Origin of the sequence: Actinoplanes derwentensis (assembly GCF_900104725.1) — a bacterium.
Lineage (GTDB): Bacteria > Actinomycetota > Actinomycetes > Mycobacteriales > Micromonosporaceae > Actinoplanes > Actinoplanes derwentensis.
In genome coordinates this window covers 1454813-1480127 of the sequence record NZ_LT629758.1, presented here as the reverse complement: position 1 = coordinate 1480127, position 25315 = coordinate 1454813, and the positions used below count along the sequence as shown (strand labels likewise).

Below are 25315 nucleotides of genomic sequence, written 5' to 3'. Positions count from 1 at the left end.
AAGGATCGGACGGCTCCGGCCGGATCGGAGGGTTACTGTCAAGAAACCGCCCCGGCGGTCAGTGCGACTCCCGGGAGACACGGTCGCCGCTGGAGCCGAGCAGGAAGTCGCAGTCGGCGCCGGTGTCGGCCTGCCCGACGGTCTCGACGTAGAGCCGCTCCCAGCCGCGCGACGGCGCCGCATAGGCCTTGGCCGCCTCCGGTGACGGCTCGCGGGCGGCCCAGTCGGCGTCGAGGACGTCGGCGTCGAGGCGGCGATTCGCCACGTCGAGAACGATCATGTCGCCGGTGCGGACTTTGGCCAGCGGTCCACCGGCCGCCGCCTCCGGTGCGACGTGCAGGACGACCGTCCCGTACGCGGTGCCCGACATCCGCCCGTCGCAGATCCGGACCATGTCGCGGACCCCCTGCTCCAGCAGTTTCGCCGGCAACGGCAGGTTGGCGACCTCGGGCATGCCGGGGTACCCCCGGGGGCCGCAGCCGCGCAGGATCAGCACCGAGTCGGCGGTGACGTCCAGGTCCGGGTCGTCGAGGCGGGTGTTCAGGTCCTCGACCGAGTCGAAGACCACCGCCGGGCCGCGGTGCCGCAGCAGGTGCGGGGACGCGGCGGCCGGTTTGACGACGGCGCCGCCCGGGGCGAGGTTGCCGTAGAGGACCGCGATCCCGGCGTGCGGGCGCAGCGGTGCGGCGCGGGGGCGGATCACCTCCCGGTCGTACACCGCAGCGGTGTTCAGGTAGTCGACCAGCGGACGGCCGGTGACCGTGATCGCGGCCGGATCGAGGAGGTCGCGGACCTCGGCGAGCACGGCGTGCAGACCACCGGCGCGGTAGAGGTCGTCCATCAGGAAGCGGCCGGCCGGCTGCAGGTCGACCAGCAGCGGCACCCCGGCGCCGGTGGTGTCGAAGTCGTCCTGGGTCAGCGGCACGCCGAGGCGCCCGGCGATCGCGAGCAGGTGCACCACGGCGTTGGTGGACCCGCCCAGAGCGGCCAGCGCGACGATCGCGTTGAGGAACGAGCCTCGGGTCAGCACCTGGCTGGGGCGGCGGTCCTCGTCGACCAGGCCGACGGCGAGCACCCCGGTGGCGTGGGCGGCTTCCAGCAGGCGACTGTCCGGAGCCGGGGTGCCGGCCACTCCGGGCAGGGTCATCCCCAGCACCTCGGCGAGCAGGCCCATCGTCGAGGCGGTGCCCATCGTGTTGCAGTGGCCCTTGCTGCGGATCATCGACGACTCGGAGCGCTGGAACTCGGCGGCGCCGAGCGTGCCCGCGCGGACCTCCTCGGACAGCCGCCACACGTCGGTGCCGCAGCCGAGCGGGACACCACGGAAGGTGCCGGTCAGCATCGGGCCGCCGGGAACCACCACGGCGGGCAGGTCGACCGAGGCGGCGCCCATCAGCAGCGCCGGGATGGTCTTGTCACAGCCGCCGAGCAGCACCACGCCGTCGATCGGGTTGGCGCGCAGCATCTCCTCGATCGCCATCGCGGCCATGTTGCGCCACAGCATCGCGGTCGGCCGGACCTGGGTCTCACCGATCGACACCACCGGCAGGTTCAGCGGGATGCCGCCGGCCCGCTCGATGCCGGCGGCGACGCTGCGTCCGACCTCGTCGAGGTGGGCGTTGCAGGGCGTCAGGTCGGAGGCGGTGTTGGCGATGGCGATGTGCGGGCGCCCGTCGAACGCGTCGGCCGGCAGGCCGCGCCGCATCCAGGCGCGGTGGATGTAGCTGTTCCGGTCGTCACCGCCGTACCACTGCGCACTGCGTCGCGGCTGCATCGTCAACCTCCGAGATTCCGTTATCTGGAACGGTGGTCATATGATTGAAATACGATGGCATTGACGCACGCCACTTCGCAATGGTTTCGTTCGCCGGAACAGCGGTCTACTATCCGGAATCGTGACGCAACAGCGGGCCGCGACCCCGGATCGCCTGGTCGGCGCCGACCGGGTGCTGGCCGTGCTGGCCGAACTGGCCCGCCATCCCGGCGGCATCGGCCTGGAGGAGATGGCCCGCACGGTCGCCAGCGCCAAACCCACCGTGCACCGGGCGCTCGCGTCGCTGCGCCGGGCCGGGTTCGCCAGCCAGGACGGGTACGGGCGCTACGTGCTCGGCGACGAGTTCCTGCGCCTGGCCTTCGCCCACCACGAGACCCGCCCCGACCACGTCCGGGTCCTGCCGATCCTGCGGGCCCTGTGCGAGCGGTACGGCGAGACGGTCCACTACGCCACACTGGACGGCCGGTCGGTGGTCTACCGGTCGAAGCTGGATCCACCGGTCGGCGCGGTCCGGCTCAACTCGGTGATCGGTGGCCGCAACCCCGCGCACTGCACCGCCGTCGGCAAGATGCTCCTCGCCGGGCTGCTGCGCGACGAGCGGGCGGTCCGGGACTGGATCGGCGACCGGCCGCTGGAACGGCCGACCGAACGGTCCGCCGCCACCGCTGAGGACCTGCACGCCGAACTCGAACAGGTCCGCGCGAACGGTTACGCCGTCGACGACCAGGAGAACGAACCCGGTGTCAACTGCCTGGCCGTCCCGGTATACCTGACCTCACCGACCGTGCCCAGCGGAGCGATCAGCATCAGCGGCCTGGTCTACCGGATGCCGGTGGGTGAACTCGCGGACGACCTGCCCGCCATCCGCGCCCTCGTCGCCGGCTCCACGGAGACCCCATGATCACGCGATACACCGCGCGGCCCGCGACCGGCACCTGCCACTTCCTCGGCGAGGGGCCGGTGTGGGATCACGCCCGGCAGCGTCTGCTGTGGGTCGACATCATGGCCGGCCACGTGCACGAGGGCCGACTCGGCGACCGGATCGAGCCGGTCCGGACCTGGTCCTTCGACCGGAGCGTGGGTGCCGTCGCGGTCGCCGAGAACGGCGATCTGCTGGTCGCCGAGCGGGAGACACTCACCCGGGTGCACGCCGACGGCAGGCGGGCGCACGTCGCGCGCGTGCTGCCGGAGGGCACGCCGGGCCGGTTGAACGACGGCGCGGTCGACCCGTCCGGCCGGTTCCTGGTCGGCAGTCTCGGCCCCGGCTCGCAGGTGCTGGTCCGCCTTCAGGACGGGGAGTGCGTCACGATCGACGACGACCTGACGCTCTCCAACGGCCTGGCCTGGAGCCCGGCCGGGGACCGGTTCTACAGCGTCGACTCGCTCACCCGCACCGTCTACGTCCGTGACTACCCGGCGGGCCACCGGACCGTGCTGTTCACCGTCGCCGACGGCCTTCCGGACGGCCTGTGCGTGGACGCCGCCGGCAACCTGTGGCTGGCGATCTGGGGCGACGGCCGGATCGAGTGCCGGTCCCCCGACGGCGAGCTTCTGGCGGTGGTCGAGGTGGACGCCCCGCACACCACCAGTGTGACCTTCGCCGGTCCCGATCTGGACGTCCTGGTGATCACGACCGCCACCCAGGATCTCTCCCCCACTGATCTGGCGAGGTTTCCGCTGTCCGGGCGGCTGTTCACCACCCGGGTCGGCACCGGACTTCGTACCCCGTACTGGGAACCCGGTAGTTGATCTTCAGCCTTTGACCGCCCCCGCTGTCAGGCCCTCGGTCAGGAAGCGCTGGCCGAACGCATACATGATCACCACCGGGATGCTGACCAGCAGCGACGCCGCGGCGAGCTGCCCCTGTGGGACGACGTCCCCGGCGATCATCGACTGCATCCCGACCGGGAGTGTCTTGTAGTCGTCCTTGGTGATGAAGACGAAGGCGAACAGGAACTCGTTCCAGGCGTTGGTCAGGGTGAACAGCGCGACCGCCAGCAGTCCCGGCTTGGCCAGAGGCAGCACCACCCGGCCGAACGCCTGGATCCGGGTGCAGCCGTCGACCAGAGCGGCCTCCTCCAAGTCGACCGGGATCGACGCGAAGTACCCGGTCAGCAGCCAGGTGGCGAACGGCAGCGTGAACGTCGGGTAGGTCAGCACCAGCGACCACAACGAGTCGGTGAGCCGCGCCTGGATGAGCAGCTGGTACAGCGGGATGAACAGCAGCGCACCCGGCATCACGTAGGTGAGCAGCACCGTGACAGTGAAGCCCTGCGCTCCGCGGAACCGCAGCCGGGCCAGCGCGTACCCACCCAGGGCCGCGCAGACCAGGGCGATCGCGGTGGACGCCGCCGACACCATCAGGGTGTTCAGGTACCAGCGCCCGAACGGCTGGTCGGTGAACAGGGCGCTGAACTGCTCCAGGGTCCACGGCGTCGGCCACAGGTCGTTGTCGCGCATCACGACCTGGTTCTCGGACTTGAACGCGGTGACCGCGATCCAGTACATCGGACCGAGCACGAAGGCGAGCAGGCCGGTCAGCGCGATCCCGGATCCGACCTTCGACACCGCAGCGGACGCCCGCCGGCCGCCGCGTTCCCCCAGCACGGTGACCACCCGGCCGACCGCCGCCGCGATCAGCAGCACCACCGCCAGGACCACTGCCGCCTTCCAGAAGATCTCCGGTGACGCCCAGAACAGCAGAACGGTGACGACCGCGGCGACGATCCGGGGCAGGAACCGGAGTCCCGGCCGGGGCGTTCGCGGCACCCCGTCCTGGCGCAGCAAACGGACCAGCACGAACACCAGCCCGGCGATGATCGGCAGCATGACCAGCGTGACCGCCGCGCCCGCGCCGTACTGCAGTTGCAGGATCGCCTTCGAGTAGGCGACCAGCACGTACGGCGCGGTCACCTCGCCCGGGCCGCCCTGGGTCAGCAACCAGATCAGGTCGAAGTTGTTGAACGTCCAGATCGACGACAGGGTCACCGTCACGGTGATCACGTGGCGCAGTCCGGGCAGTGTCACGTTCGCGAACCGCTGCCAGGCCGAGGCGCCGTCGATGGTCGCGGCCTCGTACTGGTCGGCGGGGATCGCCTTCAACCCGGCCAGGAAACAGACGGTGAAGAACGGCACCCCCTTCCACACGTTGACCAGGATCACCGACGGCATGGCCAGTGAGGCGTCCGACAGCCAGCCGGCCGGCCAGGCGTCGATCAGATGCGCCTGGGCCAGCAGCGGGCCGATCCCGGAGGCGGTGAGCAGCGTGTTGACGCTGCCGAAGATCGGGTCGAGCAGCGAGCGCCAGCTGAACGCCGTCACCACCGTGGGCACCACCCACGGCACCAGCAGCAGCCCGATCAGCAGGGCGCGTCCGCGGCGCAGCCGGTGCAGCAGCAGGGCCGCGGACAACCCCAGCACCACTTTGAACACTTCGGCGTACGCGGTGAAGACGAACGAGTTCACCACGCCGGTGTGGAACTGTTTGTCTCCGGTCAGGGCGGTGTAGTTGTCCAGTCCGACGAACACGCTGTCCGCGCCGTGTCGTTCGGTGGTGCTGGTGATGATCGACTGGACGATCGGCACCAGCACCAGCACCCCGACCAGCAGCGCGGTCGGTGCCAGGAAGAGTGCCGCGAGCCGCCAGTCGCGTCCCAGCCGCCGCTGGACCGCTGACCTCACTGTGGCAGCCCCTGCTGTTTGAAGATCTGCACCATCTTCGCGTGCGCGGCGGTGACCGCCGGTGCGGGCGCCGCACCCTGGACGACCTGCTGCATCATGTCGGTCAGGACGTAGGCGGCGACCACGGCCTGCTGTCCGGCGCTGGCCTTCTGCGGGAACGACAGGCCGTTCTTGGTGGGCAGCGGCAGCGGCTGCTGGGACATCGTGCGCAGCATCGCGAACGCCGGGTCGCCGCTGGTGAAGAACGGGTCGGCGTCCCACACCTTCTCCCACGCGGGCAGGGCCAGGCCGGGCGCCTCTTTGGCGACCCCGACCAGGGCGGGGGCGCTGACCAGGTACTGCGCCAGAAGCTTCGCGAGGTCGCCGTTCTTGGCACCCTTGAAGACGACGAAACCCTGGGATTGGCCGAGCAGCAGGGACTTGTCGGTCGCCGGGCCGATGCAGTCGGAGAAGACGTGCGTGTTGTCGTACACCGGATTCTTCTTGGTCTTGGAGTCCGCGTAGATACTGAAACTGTTGCGGGTGTAGCCCAGGACCCCGGCGAGCCAGTTCTCGTTGTTACTGGTGTCGGTCCAGCTGTCCACCCCGGGTGGCAGCATCGGCTTGAACTTCGGGTTGGTGTAGATGTCACCCAGGAACGTCACCGCCTGCACCGTTTCGGGCGTGTCGAAGGTGACCTTGCGGCCGTCGTTGGAGGCGATCGCCCCGCCGTACGAGTTGATCAGCGCCTCGATCATGCCGTTGCCGTCACCGGAGCGGTTCACCGTCATGCCCCAGCCGAACCGGCGTTTGCCCGGGTCGGAGATCTCCATGCACAGGTCCCGCAACTCCTCCCAGGTGTAGACGTCCTTGCCGGTGATGCCCTTCTCCTGCATCCAGTCCTTGCGCAGCATCGACCCGATCCCGATGAAGTGGTACGGGATCGCGAACCATTTACCGTCGAACACGCAGAAGTTCTTGGCCTCCGCGCAGGGCTCGCCGTACCGGGCGGTCAGCGTCGTGACGACGTCCGACACGTCGGTCAGGTCGCCGAGCGCCTGGAACTGCGCGACGAACCGCGAGTCGGTCATGAACGCCAGGTCACGGGCCACGCCGCCCTTGACCTCGGCATCGATCTTGGCGACCACGTCCCCCGCGTCCGCCTGGACCAGACTGTTCTCGATCGTCGTCCCGGTGGCTTCGGCGAACTTGCGGATCGAACTGTCGAGCGCCTCGTTCGCCGCGGTCGAGTAGAGCTTCTGCGACAGCATCCCCATCGAGGAGCCCTTCAACGCCACCGCGGCGTCGAGCAGGTCCTTGGGGACCTCGGCCTGCACCTTCGGTGACTCGGTGCCGCCGCCGCACGCGGCCAGACCGGCGGCGCCGAGAACTCCCACGCCCATCCCCAGGATGTCGCGCCGGGACCACATCGGATTCTTCTCCATGGCCACTCACCCCTTTGTTCGAAATCTCGAACGTGGTTCGATATACCGTACCGGGTGGACGCGACGCTAGACAGGAACATGAGAGGTGTCAATGTTTCGCAGCGATTACCGGCGCGCGGGCGGGTACCCCATCCGGATGGACAGGGTGGACGCACCCTCGCGAAGCAGCTCGGTCCACTCCCGGAGCGCACGCGGAGTCCAGCGGATGATCGGCGCGGAGAGGCTCATCGCGGCGACGATCGCGCCGGAATGATCCCGGACCGCGGCGGCCACGCAGCGCATCGCGACATCGGACTCACCGACGTCGGTCGCGATCCCCTCGGCCCGGACCCGTTCGACGTGTTCCCGCAGGCGGTCCGGGTCGGTGATGCTCTGCGGCGTCATCCCCGCCAGGGGCTCCTTCGCCAGCACCGCGGTCAGGCTCGCCCGATCCAGACCGGACAGCAGGACCTTGCCGACCGCCGTGCAGTTGGCCGGCAGCCGCCGACCCACCGCGGACACCATCCGGACCGGGTGGGTGCTGTCGACCTTGACCAGATAGATGACGTCGGCGCCGTCGAGCACTGCCACATGAACCGCCTCGTCACACGCGGCGGCCACGTCCCGCGCGACGATCTGCGCCTCACGGACCAGGTCGAGCCGCCCGGCGAACGCCGAACCCAGCTGGAACAACGGCAGACCGAGCCGATATCGCACCGGCTGGCCCGCGACGGCGATCAGGTAGGAGCGCTCCACCAGAGTCACCAGCAGCTCGTGGACGGTGGTGCGCGGTAGGTCGAGCCGCTCGTTCACCTCCCGGGCCGACAGTTCGGACCGGTCCAGGAACAACTCCAGGATGTCGAGAGCGCGGATGACCGCCGGTACCACACGGGCCACGTCGATAGTCCTTTCGATCTCCACCACAGGTTAACGGAGGGTCATATGCCGATCTGCCTTCACCACCTGCGCGACGGCGACGGGTCACGCTGGGCAGTGTGCCAGGACGGCGCGTGGGCGCAGTTCGGCGGCACGCTCGCCGACCTGCTCGCGTGGCCGCTCGACCGGGCGCGGGCCGCGATCGAGGACGCCGCCCGCCGACCCGGCTCGTCCTTGTCCGGCCCATTCCTGCCGCCGATCGACAAACAGGAGGTGTGGGCGGCCGGAGTGACCTATCGGCGCAGCCGCGACGGGCGCAAGGAGGAGTCCGGGCACGGCGCCCTCTACGACCACGTCTACACCGGCGACCGGCCGGAACTCTTCTTCAAGTCCAGTCCGTGGCGGGTCGTCGGCCATCGCGACGCCGTCGGGATCCGCGCCGACTCCGGCTGGAACGTGCCCGAGGCCGAGGTCGGCCTGGTGCTCAACGCGGCCGGTGAGGTGTTCGGCTACACCCTCGGTAACGACATGAGCAGCCGGTCCATTGAAGGCGAGAACCCGCTCTATCTGCCGCAGGCCAAGATCTACGACCGCTCGTGTGCGCTCGGGCCGGCGATCGTGCCGAGCTGGACGGTCGGCCCTGAGCCGATCGAAATCGGACTTCGGGTGCTGCGGGCCGGCAATGCGGCGTATGCCGCCAGGTCCTCGACGGCCGCGATGGCGCGCGGCTTCGAGGACCTGGCGGGCTGGTTGTTCCGGGCCCTGAGCTTCCCGGCCGGCGTGGTGCTGCTGACCGGAACCGGCATGGTCCCGGACGCCGCTTTCACCGTGCGTCCCGGCGACACCGTCGAGATCAGTTCCCCCGTGCTCGGCACCCTGATCAACCCGGTCGTCGCGGTGGGCGCGGCCCCGTCCTGAGGTCAGGGCCTCATCTCGCAGGCAGGTCAGGGCCTCATCTCGTAGGCGCCGGCCAGCGCCAGGACCTGCTGCCAGACGGCGTCGTCACGCGCCGCGTCAGCGACCGGGCGGCGAATGTGGGCAAGCGCCCATTCCGCCTGCTCGTCCGTGGTGGCGGTCTTGCCGTGCAGTTCGGTGGCGTAGCCGGAGAAGTCCCGCACCAGGATCGCGAAGATCTCGTCGAGCAGGTGGTCGTCGACGCCGGCCTTCTCCAGGATCAGCTGTCCGTAGACGATCAGCGCGAACAGGTGCCCGACGGCCAGCAGGAAATCGAGATCCTTCTGCTGGTCCTCGGTCGGCGCGTGCTTGCGCAGCAGGTCGCAGAAGCCGTCGGCCTGCTCCCGGAAACGGGCGACGTTCGGCAGTGCGGCGTGCGCGTCGTACGCGATCCGCCAGTCATGGAACCGGATGGCGCCGAGCCCGCGCGCCGGGCCCTGCCGGAACAGGAACTCGTCGTCGGCGGCGTCCTGCCGGGCCGGGACCTCGGCGTACTCCGCCGGGTTGAACAGGTGGTTCGGCATGAACTTCAAGATCAGCGCCAGGTTGACGTGGACGGTCCCCTCCAGCTTCGGCAGGCCCCGGATGTCCATCGCCGCCTTGTCGAAGTAGGTGTCCGCCTCGAACCCCTTGGCCGCGATCACGTCCCACATCAGGTCGACGACCTTCTCGCCCTCGGTGGTGACCTTCATCTTCGTCATCGGGTTGAACAGCAGATAACGCCGATCGTCCGGCCCCGCGCTGCGGAAATAGTCCACCGCCCGGTCACTGAAGAGCTTCATGGCGACCAGCCGGGCGTACGCGTCAGTGAGCTCCCGTCGCACGTGCGGAAACGCGGTGACCGGCTTGCCGTACAGAATCCGCTGGTGGGCGTGGGTGACCGCCTCGTACATGGCGTGCTCGCAGATGCCGATCGCCGCAGTACACAGGTTGAACTTGCCCACATTGACGGTATTGAGCGCGGCATCGAACGCGGCCTTGCCGGTATGCAACACGTCAATGTCGCGTACCGGATAGTCAGTCAACTCGAAGGTGCTGACGTACATCTGCTTGTTCACGACGTTCTTGATCAGGTGGTAGTTCTCGTGCCGGCTGTCGGCGGCGAAGAACACGTAACCGTCCGGCCCCTCGACGTCGGAACGCCGACCGAAAACGGACACCAGCCCTGCGACGTTGCCGTTGCCGATGTAGTACTTGGTGCCGCTCGCGGTGAACCCACCGTCCCCGGTCGGCGTGAGGATCAGGTCGGTGGCGTAGATGTCCGCGCCGTGACTGCGCTCGGACAACGCGAACGCCATCACGTGCCCGTCGTCGAGCAGTTCGGCGGCCCGTTTGCGGACCTCGGAGTTGGCGCTCTGCCACACCGGGCCGAGCCCGAGGACGGTGACCTGCCACGTGTACCAGTAGTCGAGGCCGTAGAACCCGAGGATCTCACTGAGGGCGGCGTTACGGGCGGTGTCCCAGCGCTTGTCACCGTCACCGTCCGCGGCGGGTGTCAGGAACGTCGCGAACAGGCCCTGGTCGGCGGAGAACTCCAGGAAGTCCTGATACCACGTACGATCGATGTAGTTCTTGACCAAGGTTTTCTTGCCCCTGTCCTCGAAGAACCGGACGAGCGCGAGCAGCAGCCGCCGGCTCTCCGGATCGAGGTGCGCGGGGTCGTAAGTGGCAGGGTTGAAGAGCACGGAGCGTTCCTTTCACAGTGCGCGGAGCGTGTTTCACAGTGCCCGGAGCGTGTCGAGGACGTCGTCGAGCCAGTCGAGCAGCATCCGTTCGTAAGCGATCCCGCCGCGCAGGACCACATGCTGCAGCCGCTGCCCGGCGTCAAGGTTCATCGGATCAGGAAAATCCCTTTTCTCACCATTGAGGTACGTGGTCAGCAGCGTCTCGTGCTCAGCCCGATAACGCCGCACCTCGGCCAGCAATGCAGCGCGCCCCGCGTCGCCGGTGAACGCCGCCCCACGGATCTTGACAGCCAGTTCGTGCCGGACCGCTTCCGGCGCAACCGGCGCCCGTAACCACTCGACCAGGGCATCCTCACCCGGCGCGGCAACCGAGAAGCGGCGTTTGTCGGGCCGACCGTCCTGCCCGATCTGTTCGGCGGTCACCCAGCCGTCGGTTTCCATCCGTTTGAGCACCCGGTAGATCTGCTGATGGGTGGCGGTCCAGAACCGCCCGATCGACCGCTCGAACCGCCGGGCCAGCTCATAACCCGATCCGGGCCGCTCCAACAGCGAGACGAGGATCGCGTGTTCCAGAGCCATCCCCGAATCTTGCTATGCAACTAGTTTCATAGCAAGGGTACGGCGGCGCCGAGAGCCGCGGACACCGCCTGCGCCGCGGCGATGACCTCCGGCGCGCGGGCTTCCAATCCGGTCATGTCCATGTCCATCGCCAGGGTGGAGACGGAGATGCCGCCGAGCACCTGCCCGGTGTGGTCGAAGACAGCCGCGCCGACACAGCGGATGCCCGGCTCGTTCTCCTCGTCGTCGACCGCGTACCCCAGAGCCCGAACCCGGGCCAGGTGGGTCAGCAGGTCCTCTTCGCTCGTCAGGGTGCGCGGCGTCCGGGCGGCCAGGCCGGTGCGGCGGCAGATCGCCAGCACCTCCTCATCGCTCAACTCGGCCAGCACGGCCTTGCCGATCGCTGTCGTGTGCAGGGCGATGCTCATCCCGATGCGGGACGGCATCTGGTACGGCCGGCGACCCTCCTGCTTGTCCACATACACCCCCTCGTCGACGCTGCGGATCGCGAAGTGGGTGGTGAAACCGGTCGCCTCCCGCAGAGCGAGCAGGGCGCCGGACGCCTGCCGGGCCGGGTCGAAGCGGTGCATGACCCGGCCGGCCAGGGTGAGGATCCGCGGGCCGGGCTCGTAGGTGCCGAGCCCGTCGGGACGGGCGAAGCCCCACGTGACGAGTGCCTGCAGGATCCGGTGCACTGTCGACTTGGAGACGCCCGTCGCCGCGGCGATGTCGGTGACGCGGTGGTGCTCGGCGAGAGCTTCGAGCACCGCCAGCGTCTTGTCGATGGAACTGCCTTCCCTGACCACCGAGTCAGCCTACTCAGCGATCACCGGTCGCCGGGTTCGGCGCGGCGCTGCCGGGTCACCGCTCCTCCCGCACCGACGCGGAGACCGGGGTGGTGCCCGGCGCCGGATCGGTGTCCAGCGAATCGATGAGTTCGTCGCGCCGGGCCGTGCGTTCCGGCTTGAGCAGGCCGATCACCACGTAGAGCACCAGCGAGGTGACCAGCGGAACCCCGACCACCATGGTCTGGCTGGTCTCTTCGAGGATCCATTTGACGATCACCCAGACGCCGAGTCCGGCGGCCCAGGAGACCAGTGCCGCGGTCGGCCCGCTACGACGGAACCAGGGCAGCAGCCCGAGCATCAACGGGATGGAGATCGGGCCCATGGTGGCCGCGACCAGGTCGACCACGATCTTCAGGACCACACCCTGGCCCTCGGTGCTGATGGCGATCACCATGCTGATCGCGACGAACGCGAACGTGGTGATCCGGGCGAAGGTCAGCGCCGCCCCGTCGCTGAGGTCGCGCACCTTACGCACTATTCGCGGGGCGATGTCGCGGGTCACCACCGACGAGATCACGTTGGCGTCCGAGGACACCATCGCCATCGTGTGCGAGAAGAAGCCCGCCAGCACCAGGCCGATCACGCCCGGCGGCAGCAGGGTCTTCGCCAGTTCGACGTACGCCTGCTCCGGGTTGGCCAGACCGGGCACGATCAGCGGCGCGGCGAACATCGGCATGAACAGGATCAGCGGCCAGACCAGCCACAGGCCGCTGGACAGCAGCGCGGACCGTTTGGCGGCGGAGCCGGACGGAGCGGCCATGTACCGCTGCGCCAGGTTCCACATGCCGCCGTTGTACTCGAAGGTCTTGATGAACAGCAGGGCCAGGAAGAACGTCAGGGTGTACGGCCCGCTGAACGGATCACCGTGGCCCTCGGGCAGGTCGTCCCACATGGTCCACAGGGTGGAGACGCCGCCGAGGTGAGCCAGGAAGGCGACGAACATCGCGATGCCGGCCACGCCCTGGATGACGAACTGGCCGAAGTCGGTGAGCACGTCGGCCCACAGCCCACCGGCGGTGATGTAGACCAGCGTGACCGCGCCGGTGAGCAGGATGCCCCACAGGATCGGCACCCCGGCGAAGCCCCGCAGCAGCACCGAGATGGCCACCCATTTGGCGGCGATGTCGACGACCTTGAGCGCCGCTCCACTGTAGGCCAGGGCTTGCTGGGTGGGAACGTTGTAGCGACGGGCCAGGTATTCCAGGGGCGAGGCCACCCCGTACCGGGAACGCAGCCGGTTCCATCGGGCGGCGAACACGAAGGCGCCGATCCCGACGCCGATCCCGATGGTGAGGGCCCACCAGATGTACATGGCGAGCCCGTAGTTGTAGGCGACGGCGGCGAAGGCGACGAACATGATGGCGCTGTAGCCGGACATGTGATGCGAGATGCCGGACAGCCACCAGGGGATCATGCCCCGCGCGGTGAAGAAGTCGGCGACGTTGTGGACGCGGCTCTTGGCCCAGAGCCCGATACCGATCATGACCAGGAAATATGCGCTGAGAACCGACCAGTCGAGCGTGGTCACGTGCACCCCCTCCAATGTGTGGCGTGGGTTACAGGGACGTTTCGCTCCGTGGATGTTCTGCTACATGAAACGGCCTGTCAACACATGGAATACAAAGATGACGATCCATGCGTACGCTCTTGACAGTGTTCCGTGTAACAGAACAATGTTCCTGTCTATGAAAAACGGGAGGGTCCATGCCCAACATCACCGTTGAACTGCTGTCCGGCCGCACGCTGGATCAGCGACGAGAGTTCGCCGAGGCCGTCACCGCCGCCGCGGTCGAGATCCTCAAAGCGCGGCGGGCCTCGGTGCGCATCCGCTTCGACGAGATCGAACGCCAGGACGTCGCCAACGGCGGCACCCTGGAGTCCGACCGCACCTGATCAGGCCGTTGTCGCTGTCGATCAGCCGATCAGCGACGCCACGATCTCGGCGGCCGACGCCTGCCGGGCTTTCGTATGGGCGATGCCGGCCCACAGATTGAGGGCGCCGGCATCGCCCCGCTCGGCGGCGGCCGCCCGGATCGGCGCGGTCAGATGGTGCACGGCCGGATAGCCGACCGGCGCCGCCTCCGAGTACTCGTCGGTGAACCGGTTCCGCAACGCCCGCGCCGGCTGACCGGTGAACGCCCTGGTCACCACGGTCTCGTGCGGAAGCTGCGACTGCATGACCGCCCGCTGCGCCGGTCGCGTCCCGGCCTCGTCGGCAAGCAGGAAGACAGTTCCCGCTTGTACGCCCACCGCCCCCGCCGTGACCAGCTCCCGCACGTCGGCCGCTGTCCCGGTGCCACCGGCCGCGATCACCGGCAGGTCGGTGACGGCCCGGACCGCGGCCAGCACCTGCACCGCCGTGGTGTTCCCCCGATAACCGGCCGGACTCATCGTCGACGAGTGCCCGCCGGCCGTGCCGCCCTGCGCGATCAGCACCTCCGGCCCGACCGTGAGCGCCTGCTCCGCCTCAGCCGCCGAGGTGACCGTGATCGCCACCGCCACTCCGGCAGCCTGCAGAGCCACGACGACACCCTTCTCCGGTACGCCGAACGTGAAGCTGACCAGCGGCGGCGCATAGGTGACCGCGAGATCGACCTTGGCGTCGAAGTGGTCGTCGTCGCGCAACCGCACCGGCGGCAGATCCACGCCGTACCGATCCGCCTCCACCTGCAGCAACCGCCGATAGCGATCGACGGCGGCCACATCCTGCGGAGGTTTCGCGGGGACGAAGAGGTTGAGCCCGTACCCCACGCTCGCGCCCCGAACCGCCCGCAATTCCGCCTCGACCAGGTCCGGAGTCTTGTAGCCCGCGGCGAGGAACCCCACCGCACCCGCCTGCGCCGCGGCGATCACCAGAGCGGGAGTCGACGGCCCACCGGCCATCGGAGCCACCACCACCGGCCGAATCAGATCATGCATCCCCCGACCCTATTAGGGCGGCCAGGGCCACCGGCGCGGAGAACATCGGCCAGTGGTCACTCTTGAGTTCGGCGAAGGTCCAGCCGTCTCCCGCCATCAGGGCGAACAGTGGCACGGTCGCCGCCATCCCCCGCAGCTGCGCCTCCGAGAAAGAGCAGAGGATCGCGGTACGGGGTAGCGCCCGCCACGCTCCGGTGTGGTGAACCGGATCGGTGGCCGTGGCGACCGGCTGCGGCCGTCCCCGTTCGTGCACCACCGGCGGCGCCGCCTCCGACACCGGCACCAGCCCGTCGACCGCCTGCGGTGGCGAACCGTCGAAATCAGCCTGCGCCCTGCCGTCCGGCAGCGGCCCGGTGTCCACGTAGACCAGCCGTGCCACCCGCTCCGGGACCCGGTCGGCGGCCGCGGTGATCACCAGTCCGCCGTAGCTGTGCCCCACCAGCACCACGTCGTCCAACTCCCGCAGCAGCTCGGTGACCTGAACGACATGCTCCTCGACCGTGGCACCCCGCAGTTCCACGGCGTGCACGTCATGCCCCCGCGCTCGCAGTGGCGCGGCCACCTCGTCCCATGCCCAGGCGCCCAGCCAGAACCCCGGTACCAGTACGTATGTCGTCATGTCGGCAACGCTACGGCCGATACCGGACAGTTTCCGCCCGGTATAAGTTGTGTCCCATGCCACCGTCCCTGGGCCGGGTGCTCGGCCTGCTCGAACTACTCCAGGCCAGCCCCGCCGGCCACACCGTCGGCCGTCTCGCCACCCAGCTGGGCGTCGACGAGCGAACCGTCCGGCGCTACGCGGCGCACCTGACCGACCTGGGCATCCCCGTGGAGGGCCGGCGCGGGCGATACGGCGGTTACGTTCTCTCCCCCGGTTACCGCCTGCCCCCACTGATGCTCACCGACGACGAGGCCCTGGCCGTGCTGCTCGGCCTGGTCGCCGGCCGCCGAACCGGTTTGACCACCACGTCAGCAGCCGCCGAAACCGCCCTGGCCAAAATCCAGCGAGTCCTGCCCAAAGGCCTACGCGCCCGAACCGACGCCTTACTGTCCACCCTCGACTTCACCGGCCCCGCCCCCACCCGGGTCGCCGAACCAGCCGAACCCGCCCCCGCCAACCCGGCACGCCGTCTCGGCATGTCCTCCGCCACGCTGCTCACCTTCGCCGGGGCGACCGACGACCGCCAGCCGGTCACCTTCGACTACACCAAGCCGGGCTCCGAGCCGTCCGAACGCCGATTGGACCCCTACGGCCTGGTCTTCCACAGCGGCAAGTGGTTCGTGACCGGCCACGACCACGACCGTGCCACGATCAGAACCTTCCGCCTGGACCGCATCACCCGGCCCCGACTCCTCGACGGCTGTTTCGAGGTCCCACCCGGATTCGACCCAGGCGCCCAGGTAGCGGCCGGCTTGGCAACCGGCAACTGGCACCACCAGGTGTCGGTCCTGCTACACACCGACCTGGCCCAGGCAAAACGCCGAATCCCACCCTCCGTGGCCACCCTGACCAGCACCCCGTCCGGAGTCCGAATGACCACCGGAGCCGAACGCCTCGACGGCATGGCCCAGATGCTCGCCGGCTTGGGCTACCCCTTCACCATCGAGTCCCCACCCGAACTGAAGTCAGAGGTGGCCGCCCTAGCCACCCGCCTCCAGGCCATGCTCTGACCTCTTACGTGGCAGATGGTCACCCGATCGTTTAAATGCTCGCGCGGCGTACACCGATTTGTTTACCAGTTCGTATACTCGCTGGTATGACTACACTGGCACTCATGACGACACCCGGAAAGGCGCAATCCAAGATGGTGCGGCTGAGCGAACGCACTCATGCCCGGGTGATGCAACTGAGCACCGAAGAGTTTCCTGGCACCACCGCAGATGAAGTCATCCAGCGGCTGCTGGACGAGCACTGGCAGGTCGCCGCAATCGCGGCGGCCGCCCGCTACCGGGAAGAGCATCCGGAAAAGCACGCAGAAGACATGGCCGAAGCAGGGCTGTGGCACGCTGCCGCCGCGCCCGTTGACGCCGATGATGTCGCGTGACCAGCACTATCGCCCCCTGGCAGGTGTGGTGGTTCGACTTCGATCCCGTCGAGGGCCACGAGCAGGCCGGAACCAGATCGGGACTGATCATTTCGTCCCCGTTCCATCTCAAGCTGACCGGAAACAAGCTGGTCAACGTGGTTCCGGTGACATCCACAGAACGCTTTGACCTGCTGCATCGGGTGTTCATCAATTCGCCCAAAGACGGCAAGAAATGGGTTCTGACCGAGCAGATCCGCACCATGAGTGTGGGGCGCATCGACCGAAGCCGGGGATGCTGGAAGCTGAATCCTGACGAGATCGCCCGAGTGCGCGAGGTGCTGCGCCACATGGTGGATCTTTAACCCTGCTTGAGCACCCGTCGGCTCTCGACGGTGATCACCAGCGCGTAATAGGCGTCGGTGACCTCGGTGCGAGGCTTTGCGCATGCGTCGATCGGGATGCCGGGCCGGATCCAGCGGCCCGCGCTGTCGAGCAGGAACAGCCGAGGCACCGCCGGTAGCTCCAGCGTGCAGGCCTCCGCGGTCGGGGCTTCGTCGGGCAATCGCAGAGCGGCCAGCATCGCGGTCAGGTCTTCGGCACGCGCTTCCTCGGCCACCCAGTCGTACCCGCCGTCCGGCCCACGGCCACAGATGATCGCGGCGACGGGCTGAAAGCCGTCGTCAAGAAGCGGCAGACTGAACGCCTCCTGGTCGAACCGTTCCTGGTCGAGCAGGTCGCCGGCGCCCTCCTCCGCCGTGGTGGAGGCGCCCTCGCCCGCCGTGGCGGAGGCGCTGACGGCTGATGCCACCTTGTCGCAGGACTCCCACCGGTCGTGCACGGTGAGCGTCGCCTGCCCGTCGCGAGCCGGCGGGGAGAAGGTGTCGAATGCGATGTCTTGAGCGGAACAGCCGCTGACGAGAACGGCGACGACGGACAGAGCCACGGGGACCGCGGTCATTCGGTGGCGCATCTCTGTAGTTCCTCCAAGATCCGACTACCTCGGCGTCCTCGGCCAACGGGCTCGGTGCGGGCGCGAGGCACAGCCTAGAAGGCGCCCGCACCCCCTCAAGATCCCCGTGAGCGGCCGTACTCGGCGAGGGCGTGGAAGGCGGCCTTCGGGGTCCAGGTGCCGTCCGGCAGCACTCGGACGATCCCGCGGGCGGCCAGGTCGAAGTCACGGTCCGGGTCGTCGGTGGTCGGCAGGTGGCGGTTCGCGAACGTGTACACGAACGCCGCGTCGACTCCGCCCGCCTCGTAGTCGCGCAGCAGGTCCACGATGTACCGGGCCTGGCTTTCCTCGTCGCGTTCCAGGCCGGGGGTGAGTGTCACGGCACGGCCGTGCTCGTCGAAGGTGACCGGTTCCGCCGAGCCCGCGACGTCGGCCGCACCGCGGTAGGTGCAGCAGCCGAACTCGGTAGCGGCATACGGCTTGCCCTGCCCGACCGCCGCTGCCAGGCTCTGTGGAAACGCTGCCGCGCTGGCCGCGTCACGGTACCCGGCGTCGCTGGCGATGATGTCGAACGGCTCCCAGTCGACGGCTTCCAGCGGCAGCGAGGCGTAGCCGACCGGCCCCGCGAACCGTTCCCGCACCGCGGGCAGCGCCTCGGCGAAGAAGTCCCGCACCGCGGCCTGTGCCGCCGGAATCGCCGCCCGCAGGCGTGCCGGATCGGTGAACAGCGTCGCCCGCTCGGCCAGGTCGCGTCCCGGCAGGAACCCGTTGGTCATCATGGCGATCTCGGATCCGGCAAGGTAGACGACCGAGGCCCCGTCGTGTCGCAGCCGTTCGGCCCGTTCCGCGCCGTCGAGCACGAATGCCAGCAGTTCGTCGCGGTCGAGGTTGTAGGTGAAGGGGCAGTACCAGACTTCGAGCCCCACTTCGGCGGCGAGCCGGGCGGTCAGTTCCAGCCGATCCTGGACACCGCCGGTGATCCGCACCGCGTCGCAGTGCAGTTCGTCGTGGATGACGTGCAGGTCACGCCGTACCGTCTCGGGGTCGAAAGGTTCGTGGGTCGTGGTTGTCCCACTGACGAAACCGGTGTCGTAGTTCATGCCGAAGACACGCACGGCGATCCCCTCTCCATTAAGGTACGAGCCGTACCCTATACGGTGTGAGCACGAGACGGCGAGGCGAAGAGCTGGAGCAGGCGATCCTGCGGGCGGCGGCCGACGAGATGCGGGAGTCCGGCTACCCGGGCATGACCATGGACCGGGTCGCCGCGCGGGCCGGGACCAACAAGAACGCCATCTACCGCCGGTGGCCGCACCGGGCGGCGCTGGGCATCGCCGCATACCGTCACCTGTCCGAGACGGTGATGCCGGACCCGGACACCGGCAGCCTCCGGGCCGACGCGCTGGAGATGCTGCGGCTGGCGAACCAGACCTGGTCCTCTCCGCACGGGGCGACCCTGCGCGGCCTGCTCGCCGCCGCAGCCGACGACCCCGAACTGCTCACTCTGATGCGCGAACGATCCGGCACCGACGCCATGGACCGTGCCTGGCTGACGATGCTCGACCGGGCCGTGGCCAGAGGAGAGGCACCTGCCGAGGCCGTGCACCTCCGGGTCGCCACCACGCCGATGATGCTGCTGCGCGCCGAATACGCCATCCGGGGCATCCCTTCGGTCCCCGACGAGGTACTGGTCGAGATCGTCGACGAGGTGTTCCTGCCCCTGGTCCGAGGCCGAGGCCACGATCCAGGCCCCTAGGATCGCGGCATGACGATCATGCCGTTGCGGCCGGCACCGCTGCGGGTAGGTGACCTGGTCGCGCTGATCTCGCCGTCCGGGCCGGTCGAGGCCGGCCGGGTGGATCACGCCACCCGGATGCTGAACGCCCACGGCCTGCGGGTCCAAGCCGGACGGCACGCGCTGAACCGGCACACGTTCTTCGCCGGCAGCGACGCTCAGCGCCTTGCCGACCTCGACGAGGCGTTACGTGACCCGTTGGTCCGCGGCGTTCTGTGCATGCGCGGTGGCTACGGAGCGCAGCGCATCGTGGACGACGCCGACTTCGCGGCGGTGCGCGCCGACCCGAAGCACGTGCTGGGCTTCTCCGATATCACGGCGCTGCACCTGGCCCTGTGGAAGGAGGCCCGCCTGGTCACGGTGCACGGCCCGAACGCCGGCCGCATCGACGACGGCGCCGTGCGGGCGCTGACCACCGATACCCCGATCGTGGTCACCGCCGCGAAGACCGAGGGCACATTTCCGGTACGCGTCGACGGCCGCGCCGAGGGCGTGCTGCTCGGTGGCAACCTGACCCTGCTGGCCGCGACCGCCGGCACTCGGCACGCATGGGACCCGGCCGGTGTGGTGCTGATGCTGGAGGAGGTCAACGAGGTGCCGTACCGGGTGGACCGCTCGCTGGTCCAACTGGAGCGGGCCGGCCTGCTGGACGGCCTGGCCGGGGTGGCGGTCGGCCAGTTCACCGGCTGCGGCGACCCGACGGGCGTGCTGCTCGACCGGCTGGGCCGGCTCGGCGTACCGGTGCTGGGCGGCCTGCCGATCGGGCACGGTGACCGCCCGGCCACCGTCCGGCTCGGCGCGCCGGTGATCCTGGACACCGAGACCGGCACACTGACCGAAATGAATCGCGAGGCGGGCTCGCGGTGACCGTCGGTTTCGAGCCCGCTGCCCGCACCTAGCGCGGATCGAGCGCCGCGGCGGGCAGGCGCGCCTCGAGGTCGGTCCCCGGGTTGAGGACCAGGGTCCGGGTGCCGAGGGTGCCGGTCAGGGCGGTGACCGGCAGGCGGCGCCAGTCGTGGGACGGGCCGGGTGACGGCAGGTAGCGGTCGGAGGTCCAGGCGTGCAGGTCCGGGGTGTCGATGGGGGCCGCCGGGTCGACGAAGACCGTGCCCGCCAGCAGTGCGGCCCGGACCGTGGCGTCGTCGCCGTGGCCGGTGGCGGCATTCTGGACGGCGGCTTCGAGGTCGTTGGCCGGGGCCGGCCAGCCGAGGGCCCGGGGTGACGGGCGGTAGTCGGGGTTCGGGATCAGCTCCTCGGCGGGAGTGCCGTCGGCGGCCACCGGGTAGGCGCCGGCGATCGCGTACGGCGGAATGTCCTCGACGCCCTCGTAGGCGGGGTCGACGGCGTACATCCAGCGCATGGACTGGTTCCTCACTTCTTCTTCGCCACGTAGTCCGGGTTGTCGAAGGTCTCCATCTTGAAGGGGCCCTTCGGAATGTCCAGCTGCTGAATGCCGTCCTTGATCCCCACGTTGTACGGGGTGTCGATCAGGTAGGCGTGCGAGATGTTCTTGCCGGGGATGTGGTCGAGAGCGGCGAACTCCTTCTGCGACACCTTGGAGATGTCGTTGATGGTCTGCACGTTCAGCTCGACGAAGGGCTGACTGTCGGCGCGCACCGCATAGACGTACCCATAGTGCAGTTTGTAGTCCTTGCCCCCGATGTTCTTGCTGAACTCGACGCCGTCCATGGACTTGTTCTGCAGCTGGAAGGCGATGTCCTTGTCCCGGACGAAGTTGAGGGCGACGTTCCAGTCCTCGGTGGTGGAGACGAAACCGCTGTAGACGCCACCTTCGCGGATCTTGGAGCTGTTCTGCTGGTGGAGTTTGATGTCGTAGTGCGAGCCGGCGTTCTTGAACATCGCGTTCGACTGCAGGCCCTGTTTGAAGATGATGTCCGGCGGCACGTCGGAGCCGTGGAACAGCAGCGGCGGGTTCGACTTGTTCGCCGTCAGGTCCTTGATGAAGTCGGCCGGATTCTTGAACTCGGGTGTCGTCTTCGACAGGGCCAGGCCGATGTCGCCCAGTTCGTCCATGTCCTGGACCAGGCCGGGGATGTCACCGGAGCCGGGGGTGGGTTTGGGGACGCTGGAGCCGCCGGGGCTGGTGCACATCAGGCCGAGCGGGTCGGCGAAGCGCAGTGGGTTGGACGCGTACCCGGCGGGGTCGATCGCCGGGGCCAGGCCGAGCGGGTCCTGGCTGAGATAACGTCCGGTCAGCGGGTCGTAGTAGCGGAACACGTTGTAGTGCAGCCCGGTCTCGAGGTCCCGGTACTGTCCCGGGAACGAGACCGGCATCTCGGTGGTGTCGGAGTAGCCCCACAGGGTGGCGTCGCTCTGCCAGCGCAGCGTGCCGTCGGCGGCGAGCAGTTCGGTGGGTGTGCCGACCCGATCGGTGACGACGGTGGCGAAATCCAGGTCACCGCCGATCCGCACGGTCCGGGCCAGCGGCCGCCCGTCGGACGGGTGGTGCTCCCAGGTGGTGACGCTCAGCGTGCCGTCGGCCGCGAGGTGTTCCTCCTCGACCAGCGTGCTGCCGGACCAGGTGAAATCGAAGCGCTCGACCCCGTCGGTCTTGGCGATCCGCCGGCCGAGCGGGTCATAGGTGTAGCGCCATACGGCTCCGGCCGGGGTGGTCGCCTCGATCAGCCGGTCGTCGTCGTTCCAGGCGAAGTGCCAGGTGCCAACCCCGTCGCGGGTACGGGTGACCATGCGCCCGAGAGAGTCGTAGGTGGCTTGGACCGCCCCGGACGACCGCAACGAGGTGCCGTCGTAGACCCCGTCCGGACGTCCGTACGAGTAGCGGTGGTTCTCGTCGCGCCCCGGCCCCTGCACGCGGGTGACCCGGCCGGTCGCGTCGAGGGTGTAGGCGCGCCGCCCGGTCCAGTCGACCGCCCCGGACACCGCACCGTCGGCCCGGTGTTCGAAGACGCGCCCGCCGACGGCCGGCAGGATCTGGCCGAGCAGCCGGTCTCCGGTCCCGTGCAGCTGCGCCAGCACCGGGGTGCCGTCGATGCTCCGGGCCGCTTCCCGTCCCGCGAAGTCGTGTTTGAGGAGCATCTCGTGGCCGCCGCTGCGCAGCGAGTACGGCCGGCCGAACGGGTCGGACTCCCAGACGCTCACCGCTCCGGCGGGGGTGTGCCGGGTGACGCTGGTGCCGTCGGTCTCGACGCGGACCGTCCGGCCGTTGACCGTCTCGGCGACCTTGCGTCCGTCGGCGTCCCATTCGACGCTCAGTTCCACGCCGGGACCGGACGCGGCGACGAGGCGGCCCTGCTGGTCGTAGGCGTAGATGTGGGAACCGCGCCGGATCAGGTTGCCGGTCTCGTCGCGTTCCAGCGGCACCCCGTCGACGGCGGTCACGTTTCCGGCCGCGTCGTGGGTGAACCGGCGGGCCCGGCCGTTGAAGTCGGTCTCGGCGGTGACCCGGCCGGCCGCGTCGTACTCGTAGCGCCAGAGAAGGCCGGCCGGATCGGTGACCGAGGTGACCCGCAGTTCGGTGTCGTAGGTGTAGCTGGTGCGCAGCCCGTCGGCGTCCACGGTGGCCAGCACCACCCCGAACGGCCCGTAAGCGGTACGCCGGACGTTGCCGGCCGCGTCGGTGCGCTCGACCGGGTAGCCCTCGGCGTCGTAGACCACCGTCTCACCGTCGTCGAGGCGCACCGACCAGCCGGCCAGGCCTTCGGCGCGGTCCGGGTTCGCCGGGCGGCCGCCGCGCAGCCGGTCCAGGTCGAGGCGGTCGACCGGGGCGGCGGGCCGGGTGAACTGCTCGTTGTAGCGGCCCCAGGTGGACCGGCCGGTGTTGCCGAGCGGGTCGGTCACGCTGGTGACGTGGTGGTACTCGTCGAAGGTGTAGACGGTCACGTTGCCGAGCGAGTCGGTCCAGGTGGTGCGGCCGTCCTCGTAGACCAGGGTGGCGCTGAGGAACCCGTCCTCACCCATCGTGCCGGTGCAGCGGCCGTCCTCGTCGTAGGTGTACCGGTAACCGAAGTCGTTACGGTCGATCCACTGCATGACCCGGCCGTCGCCGTCGTAACGGAACCGTGCGGGTTTGCCGGAGATGTTCGCCGCCTCGGTGAGACGGCCGCTGTCGTCGTACCCGAATGCAGCGATCTTGGTATTTGCCAGCGTGATCTCGGCGATCCGGCCGTCCGCCACGGTGAACAGCACGCGCCGGCCGGACGGGTGCTGCAGGGCGCTCGGGGTGCCGTCCTCGTCGCGTTCGACGCGCAGCGTGTTGCCATCGGTGTCGGCGACGGTGCACAGGCGGCCCTGGTCGTCGAAGCCGAGCAGCCGGTCGTCGGCCTCCAGGATCGCGCTGCCGTCGGCGGCCACGGTGAGCGGCCAGCGCGGGCCCTCCTCGGGCAGTACCGCTGTGCCGGCGGCGCCGATCGGGTAGACCAGCACCATCGCGTCGGCCGCGAAGAACAGGGTCGCCTCGGCGTCGGTTTCGAGCCGCTGGTCGAGGGTGGACGCCCAGGACGCACCGAACAGGCTGCCGGCCCGGTACGACGACAGATGGGTGCGTTCCAGGGTGAACGGCAATGGCGCGGGCAGTTCCAGGTCGATCAGGGGCAACACCATCTCGCCGGTGGCCACGTCGATCGGGTCGCTGACACACTCCCGGATGTTGATCGTGCGGGCGACGTCCTTGGGCACCGGCGGCACCTTGACCTGGAACAGGTCGGTGAGTTTGGCGGCGCCCAGGCTCACCAGCCCGCCGATGTTCTTGACCACCGAGACCGCGCCGGCACCGATGCCCTTGACGATGTCGACCATATCGTTGGCCAGGGTCTTCATGCCCTGCAACGCGGCCTTGCCGATCTCCTTGAGACCACCAGCCTTGTAGAGCGCGCTGAGCTTGGAGATCGAGGTCAGGCCACGGACGCCGGGGATGACCCCGAGCAGCCCGAAGACCAGGTCCATCACCGACCCCTTGCCCTGGGAGAAGTCGACTATCGCTTTGATCAGCAGGATCGCGCCGGCGGCGAGGGCGACCCAGGCCAGCGGCCCGCCGATGATCATCGCGATGACGCCGGCGACCAGGGCCACCCACTTGGCGACCTCGCAGATGATGTCCCAGATCTGCTTGAGCGCGTCGCCGAGTTTCGCCCAGAACGAACGCGGCTGAATACCGGCGTCGGAGGCGGCGTCGATCTCCCGGGCGCAGGTACGTGACGCGCCGTCGCGCAACTCCTTGGCCTGCATGGCGAGTTGTTTCGCCAGGTCCAGTTCGCCCTGTGCGCCGGCCACCGCGGCCTTGGCCTGGTTGCGTTTCTGCTCGGCGGCCTCGGCGTCACGGACGGCCTGTTTGACCTGGTCCGGGTCGGGCGCCTGGGTTTCGGCGCGGGCCCGGTCGGCGGCCTGCGCGGCTCCGGAGAAGTCGGTCTCGGCGATGCCGAGCGAGCCTTGCAGGCTCTTGAGCTTCTCGGCGGCGAGCCGGCCGTCGGCGAGGGCACGGTCGGCTTGGGTCTGGGCGTTCTCGAGCGTGGGGGCGTACGCCTCCAGAGCGTCACCGACCATCAGGTGCGACCGGTAGAGCTTGTCCACCTGGCTCGGGAAGTCGCCGAACTGGGAGCGGAACGCGTCACCGGATTTGCCGACCCAGGTCAGCAGCGCGCCGTCACCCTGCAACGAATCCACCGCCATCTTCGCCCGGTGCGCGTTCTCGGCGAAGTCGTGGAACCGTGACGCGAGCTGGCGAACCCGGTCCGGGTCACCGGGCGTGGGGTCGTTGTCCATGTCGAGGACATACCAGTCCGATGGCCGAGCCATTGATGCCTCCCGTTGATCCGTGCCGCCGCAGTCTAGCGCGCCCGTCACCCAGCGTTCCGATCACGAGGTTGGAT

At 69.0% G+C, this 25315-nt stretch carries 23 protein-coding genes; 9 read left to right on the top strand and 14 right to left on the bottom strand.

Going from position 1 to position 25315, the window contains the following annotated elements:
- Positions 1-58: 58 nt before the first annotated feature.
- Positions 59-1774, bottom strand: a complete 1716-nt coding sequence (locus BLU81_RS06585; protein ID WP_092542551.1) for a dihydroxy-acid dehydratase — start codon at positions 1772-1774, stop codon at positions 59-61.
- A gap of 121 nt (positions 1775-1895) precedes the next feature.
- Between BLU81_RS06585 and BLU81_RS06580 the strand changes: the two genes are divergently transcribed.
- Entirely contained in the window at positions 1896-2675 is a 780-nt protein-coding gene (locus BLU81_RS06580) for an IclR family transcriptional regulator (protein ID WP_231954244.1), read from the top strand.
- On the top strand, positions 2672-3523 hold the full coding sequence (locus BLU81_RS06575) for an SMP-30/gluconolactonase/LRE family protein (RefSeq protein WP_092542549.1): 852 nt from the start codon (positions 2672-2674) through the stop codon (positions 3521-3523). The genes BLU81_RS06580 and BLU81_RS06575 overlap by 4 nt, the downstream gene beginning before the upstream one ends.
- Positions 3524-3526: 3 nt before the next feature.
- On the opposite strand, the gene BLU81_RS06570 is transcribed toward BLU81_RS06575, so the two are convergent.
- The 3 genes from BLU81_RS06570 to BLU81_RS06560 form a co-directional block, all read right to left on the bottom strand.
- Positions 3527-5455, bottom strand: coding sequence for an ABC transporter permease (locus BLU81_RS06570; RefSeq protein WP_092542547.1), 1929 nt, complete (start codon positions 5453-5455; stop codon positions 3527-3529).
- Positions 5452-6879 carry an extracellular solute-binding protein gene (locus BLU81_RS06565; protein WP_092542545.1) on the bottom strand — a complete coding sequence of 476 codons (1428 nt, stop codon included), beginning with the start codon at positions 6877-6879 and terminating at the stop codon, positions 5452-5454. Before BLU81_RS06565 ends, BLU81_RS06570 begins: the two co-directional genes overlap by 4 nt.
- A gap of 105 nt (positions 6880-6984) precedes the next feature.
- Positions 6985-7755: an IclR family transcriptional regulator gene (locus BLU81_RS06560; RefSeq protein WP_092542543.1), complete on the bottom strand. Its 771-nt coding sequence runs from the start codon at positions 7753-7755 to the stop codon at positions 6985-6987.
- Between the two features lie 45 nt (positions 7756-7800).
- On the opposite strand from BLU81_RS06560, the gene BLU81_RS06555 reads away from it, so the two are divergent.
- Positions 7801-8652, top strand: a complete 852-nt coding sequence (locus BLU81_RS06555; protein ID WP_092542541.1) for a fumarylacetoacetate hydrolase family protein — start codon at positions 7801-7803, stop codon at positions 8650-8652.
- Positions 8653-8678: 26 nt separating this feature from the next.
- Here BLU81_RS06555 and BLU81_RS06550 read toward each other — a convergent pair whose 3' ends face one another.
- From BLU81_RS06550 to BLU81_RS06535, 4 genes are read right to left on the bottom strand one after another with little or no spacing between them, the layout of a single operon-like run.
- Positions 8679-10373: an acyl-CoA dehydrogenase family protein gene (locus BLU81_RS06550; protein WP_092542539.1), complete on the bottom strand. Its 1695-nt coding sequence runs from the start codon at positions 10371-10373 to the stop codon at positions 8679-8681.
- Between the two features lie 33 nt (positions 10374-10406).
- Entirely contained in the window at positions 10407-10952 is a 546-nt protein-coding gene (locus BLU81_RS06545) for a PadR family transcriptional regulator (protein ID WP_092542537.1), read from the bottom strand.
- Between the two features lie 26 nt (positions 10953-10978).
- Positions 10979-11737 (bottom strand): IclR family transcriptional regulator, encoded by a 759-nt coding sequence (locus tag BLU81_RS06540; protein WP_092542535.1) that lies wholly within the window; start codon positions 11735-11737, stop codon positions 10979-10981.
- A 55-nt stretch (positions 11738-11792) separates the two neighbouring features.
- Positions 11793-13307 carry a sodium:solute symporter family protein gene (locus BLU81_RS06535; protein ID WP_092542533.1) on the bottom strand — a complete coding sequence of 505 codons (1515 nt, stop codon included), beginning with the start codon at positions 13305-13307 and terminating at the stop codon, positions 11793-11795.
- Positions 13308-13483: 176 nt separating this feature from the next.
- On the opposite strand from BLU81_RS06535, the gene BLU81_RS06530 reads away from it, so the two are divergent.
- Positions 13484-13672, top strand: a complete 189-nt coding sequence (locus tag BLU81_RS06530; RefSeq protein ID WP_092542531.1) for a tautomerase family protein — start codon at positions 13484-13486, stop codon at positions 13670-13672.
- 21 nt (positions 13673-13693) lie between these two features.
- On the opposite strand, the gene BLU81_RS06525 is transcribed toward BLU81_RS06530, so the two are convergent.
- Together BLU81_RS06525 and BLU81_RS06520 are read right to left on the bottom strand one after the other, a co-directional pair.
- A complete protein-coding gene (locus BLU81_RS06525; protein WP_092542529.1) occupies positions 13694-14698 on the bottom strand; it encodes a nitronate monooxygenase in 1005 nt (334 codons plus the stop codon).
- Positions 14691-15317, bottom strand: a complete 627-nt coding sequence (locus tag BLU81_RS06520) for an alpha/beta fold hydrolase (protein WP_092542527.1) — start codon at positions 15315-15317, stop codon at positions 14691-14693. Before BLU81_RS06520 ends, BLU81_RS06525 begins: the two co-directional genes overlap by 8 nt.
- A 56-nt stretch (positions 15318-15373) precedes the next feature.
- Here BLU81_RS06520 and BLU81_RS06515 point away from each other — a divergent pair, with 56 nt between their 5' ends.
- The 3 genes from BLU81_RS06515 to BLU81_RS06505 all read left to right on the top strand — a co-directional run bounded on the left by BLU81_RS06515 (position 15374) and on the right by BLU81_RS06505 (position 17087).
- Positions 15374-16369, top strand: a complete 996-nt coding sequence (locus tag BLU81_RS06515) for a helix-turn-helix transcriptional regulator (RefSeq protein WP_092542525.1) — start codon at positions 15374-15376, stop codon at positions 16367-16369.
- Positions 16370-16473: 104 nt separating this feature from the next.
- Entirely contained in the window at positions 16474-16743 is a 270-nt protein-coding gene (locus tag BLU81_RS06510) for a hypothetical protein (protein WP_157751335.1), read from the top strand.
- On the top strand, positions 16740-17087 hold the full coding sequence (locus BLU81_RS06505) for a type II toxin-antitoxin system PemK/MazF family toxin (RefSeq protein ID WP_092542522.1): 348 nt from the start codon (positions 16740-16742) through the stop codon (positions 17085-17087). The genes BLU81_RS06510 and BLU81_RS06505 overlap by 4 nt, the downstream gene beginning before the upstream one ends.
- Here the strand turns inward: BLU81_RS06505 and BLU81_RS06500 are convergent.
- Together BLU81_RS06500 and BLU81_RS06495 are read right to left on the bottom strand one after the other, a co-directional pair.
- Positions 17084-17683 (bottom strand): hypothetical protein, encoded by a 600-nt coding sequence (locus tag BLU81_RS06500; RefSeq protein ID WP_092542520.1) that lies wholly within the window; start codon positions 17681-17683, stop codon positions 17084-17086. The two genes, BLU81_RS06505 and BLU81_RS06500, sit on opposite strands and share 4 nt — an antisense overlap.
- Before the next feature lie 107 nt (positions 17684-17790).
- Positions 17791-18789, bottom strand: coding sequence for a hypothetical protein (locus tag BLU81_RS06495; protein WP_092542519.1), 999 nt, complete (start codon positions 18787-18789; stop codon positions 17791-17793).
- Positions 18790-18833: 44 nt separating this feature from the next.
- Here BLU81_RS06495 and BLU81_RS06490 point away from each other — a divergent pair, with 44 nt between their 5' ends.
- Both BLU81_RS06490 and BLU81_RS06485 read left to right on the top strand, forming a co-directional pair.
- Positions 18834-19430 (top strand): TetR/AcrR family transcriptional regulator, encoded by a 597-nt coding sequence (locus tag BLU81_RS06490; protein WP_092542517.1) that lies wholly within the window; start codon positions 18834-18836, stop codon positions 19428-19430.
- Between the two features lie 9 nt (positions 19431-19439).
- Positions 19440-20336 (top strand): S66 peptidase family protein, encoded by an 897-nt coding sequence (locus tag BLU81_RS06485; RefSeq protein WP_373873311.1) that lies wholly within the window; start codon positions 19440-19442, stop codon positions 20334-20336.
- Positions 20337-20364: 28 nt separating this feature from the next.
- Here the strand turns inward: BLU81_RS06485 and BLU81_RS06480 are convergent, their stop codons facing one another.
- Positions 20365-20829, bottom strand: a complete 465-nt coding sequence (locus tag BLU81_RS06480; RefSeq protein ID WP_231954243.1) for a type VII secretion system-associated protein — start codon at positions 20827-20829, stop codon at positions 20365-20367.
- Between the two features lie 11 nt (positions 20830-20840).
- Complete coding sequence (locus BLU81_RS06475; protein ID WP_157751333.1) at positions 20841-25241, bottom strand: DUF6531 domain-containing protein; 4401 nt, start codon at positions 25239-25241, stop codon at positions 20841-20843.
- Positions 25242-25315 lie beyond the last annotated feature (74 nt).